The organism is Streptomyces sp. NPDC054765, assembly GCF_053612065.1.
The window spans coordinates 73,193-75,851 of sequence record NZ_JBSHBP010000043.1 but is presented as its reverse complement, the minus strand read 5'-3'; the positions used below and the strand labels follow the sequence as shown (position 1 = coordinate 75,851).

Genomic DNA, 2,659 nt, shown 5'->3' with positions numbered 1-2,659 from the left:
GTGCGCATCGATGCGCACCGGCCGCCCGCGTCGTGCCAGGTGGCGTGTTTGGCTCTAGGTGGCGCGTTTCTTACGGTCGCGCATGGAGACCCAGAGACGGTCACCGACGGCGACGACGACGATCGCACCGGCCAGTTGCAGCAGGTGCCGGATCCAGTCGATGCCCCTGGTCTCATTGACCCCGATGCCGGTGGCGACCCAATTGCCCAGGACACTGCCGAGCATGCCGAAGATCACGGTCAGCCAGAGCGGGATCTGTTGCTTGCCCGGGATGATGGCCTTCGCGATCAGGCCCAGCACCAGGCCCACGATGATGGCCCACAACCACGTCATGTCGACTCCTCTTGCGGCACGATGCAGATGACGGTCGCCCCGTCAGTGTCGCTCCGCATCGACTACGGCGCACGCCGGGGACGGCCGTACGTACGGTGTGCGCACCGGCCCGGCCGAACCCGGGCAGGCCCCGGTCTCGAAGGCGGCGCAGCCGCGGCGTACCGTGGAAACCGACCGGATACCGGGGAGAATCCGGCATGACTGACCAGGCGGTGGAACGTGATGCGGAAGCAGAGCAGCGGCCAGGCGTTCCGGATCACCGGGGCCCGGCAGGGCCTGTCCGAGGATGTGCGCGGACGGCAGCGGCGGTATGTGATCTCGATGGTGGTGCGGACGGTGGCCGTGGTGCTGACCGTCGTACTGTGGAACATCGAACGGCCCATTGCCATCGCGACGTTGGTGCTGGGGCTGTCGCTGCCCTATATCGCGGTGGTCATCGCCAACGCGGGCCGGGAGAACGCCCCTTCGCTCCCGAGGACCTTCGTCGCCGGCCCGACCAGGCCGATGCTGCCGGGATCCGGCGACGCTCCGGCGGAATCGGTTCCTCAGCGGCCGGCGGCGGGCTCTTCCGCCTCCCAAAACGACCCGAGCTGATCATCGCGCGGTCTGCAAAGCTCAAGAAAAGCTCAGCTCAATCATGGAGTTCCGGTGCACCGGGCACCATCCCCCGTGACATACTGCGTACGCGCTCCGCATCCCCCGTCGGAGCGACGGACCGACGCCGGGCGGCTCCCCCCGTGGCTGCCCGGCGTCGTCATGTCCGCGGGGTCCCCGGAGCGGGCCATCCGGGCTCGGGGCCGTGATCGCAGGACGTAGGGTTGAGGCCGTGAACTCCCCGAATCCCCAGGAATCCGCCGACGGTGCCGTCATCTGTTCCGCGAAGGGCTGCCGCGCCGCCGCCGTATGGGTGCTGGCCTGGAACAACCCGAAGCTGCACACTCCGGACCGGCGCAAGACCTGGCTGGCCTGCGAGGAGCACCGGGAGCATCTGTCGCAGTTCCTCGGCGTGCGCGGCTTTCTCAAGGATGTCGTGACGCTGGAGGAGTGGGAGGCGCCGGCTGCCGGCCGCTGAGGCCGGACCCTGCCGGCCGCTGAGGCCGGACCGGGTCAGCCGCCGATCGCGGACATCGGACGCTCGGGCTGCAGGAAGGACGGGTCGTCCAGGCCGGAGCCGGCCTTCTTGCCCCACATCGCGCGCTGCCATATGCGGGCGATCTCGCCATCGGGGGCCCCGGAGCGCAGAGCCGCACGCAGATCCGTCTCCTCGGTGGCGAACAGGCACGTACGGACCTGGCCGTCGGCGGTCAGCCGGGTGCGGTCGCAGGCCCGGCAGAACGGGCGGGTGACGGAGGCGATCACACCGACGCGGTGCGGGCCGCCGTCGACGATCCAGCGCTCGGCCGGCGCGGAGCCACGCTCGTCCCGGCCCTCGGGGGTGAGCGTGAAGCGGGTGCGCAGCGAGGCGAGGATGTCGCCCGCGGTGATCATGCCGTCGCGCTTCCAGCCGTGCTGTGCGTCCAGCGGCATCTGCTCGATGAAGCGGAGTTCGTAGTCGTGGGCGACCGCCCAGGCCAGCAGGTCGGGGGCCTCGTCGTCGTTGAGACCCGGCATCAGGACGGAGTTGACCTTGACCGGAGTCAGGCCGGCCGTGCGGGCGGCTTCCAGGCCGCGCAGCACGTCGTCGTGCCGCTTGCGGCGGGTCAGGGTCTGGAAGACGTCCGGCCGCAGGGTGTCCAGGGAGACATTGACGCGGTCCAGGCCGGCCTCGCGGAGCGCGGCGGCGGTGCGCTGCAGGCCGATGCCGTTGGTGGTCAGCGACATCCGGGGGCGGGGGGTGAGGGCCGCGACGCGCGCGATGATGCCGGGCAGTCCGGGCCGTAGCAGTGGCTCACCGCCGGTGAAGCGGACCTCTTCGATACCCAGGTCCCGCACGGCGATGCCGATCAGCCGGACGATTTCGTCGTCGGTGAGCAGATCGGGCTTGGCCAGCCATTGCAGGCCCTCTTCCGGCATGCAGTAGGTGCACCGCAGATTGCACCGGTCGGTGAGCGAAACGCGCAGGTCGGTGGCCACACGACCGTAGGTGTCGATGAGCACTGGGCCCCCTCCCCAAGAGTGACGGCTCGGTACCTCTCCTTCGGTGGATCAGTACGTCTTCGAGCCTACGCGATGGGTGTGACAATGAGCAGGGGGGAGAAGCACGAGGTGGGCGGGGTGGGGGGGGGGGTATGGACGTGACCCCCCCCCCCCCCGGGGGGCGGCCCCCCCCCCCAGGCCGACGAGGGCCAGCCGGGCGCGGTAGGGACGGAAGAGCGTGAGGATCCGC

General features: G+C 70.3%; 4 protein-coding genes. 2 read left to right on the top strand and 2 right to left on the bottom strand.

Translation table 11 applies throughout. The features are described 5' to 3' along the window. Positions 1-54: 54 nt before the first annotated feature. On the bottom strand, positions 55-333 hold the full coding sequence (locus ACWGJY_RS25220) for a GlsB/YeaQ/YmgE family stress response membrane protein (RefSeq protein WP_453263114.1): 279 nt from the start codon (positions 331-333) through the stop codon (positions 55-57). A gap of 222 nt (positions 334-555) precedes the next feature. Here ACWGJY_RS25220 and ACWGJY_RS25215 point away from each other — a divergent pair, with 222 nt between their 5' ends. Both ACWGJY_RS25215 and ACWGJY_RS25210 read left to right on the top strand, forming a co-directional pair. Beyond that, positions 556-927: a DUF3099 domain-containing protein gene (locus ACWGJY_RS25215; RefSeq protein WP_453263113.1), complete on the top strand. Its 372-nt coding sequence runs from the start codon at positions 556-558 to the stop codon at positions 925-927. A 232-nt stretch (positions 928-1,159) separates the two neighbouring features. Further along, complete coding sequence (locus tag ACWGJY_RS25210) at positions 1,160-1,405, top strand: hypothetical protein (protein WP_453263112.1); 246 nt, start codon at positions 1,160-1,162, stop codon at positions 1,403-1,405. Positions 1,406-1,440: 35 nt separating this feature from the next. Here ACWGJY_RS25210 and moaA read toward each other — a convergent pair whose 3' ends face one another. Continuing rightward, positions 1,441-2,430, bottom strand: coding sequence for a GTP 3',8-cyclase MoaA (moaA, locus tag ACWGJY_RS25205; RefSeq protein WP_453263111.1), 990 nt, complete (start codon positions 2,428-2,430; stop codon positions 1,441-1,443). Positions 2,431-2,659: the final 229 nt, after the last annotated feature.

What these genes read in the sequence shown, in the direction of transcription:
- ACWGJY_RS25215 (WP_453263113.1), top strand. Translation starts at nt 556, where the DNA reads ATGCGGAAGCAGAGCAGCGGCCAGGCGTTCCGGATCACCGGGGCCCGG.
- ACWGJY_RS25220 (WP_453263114.1), bottom strand. Translation starts at nt 333, where the DNA reads ATGACGTGGTTGTGGGCCATCATCGTGGGCCTGGTGCTGGGCCTGATC.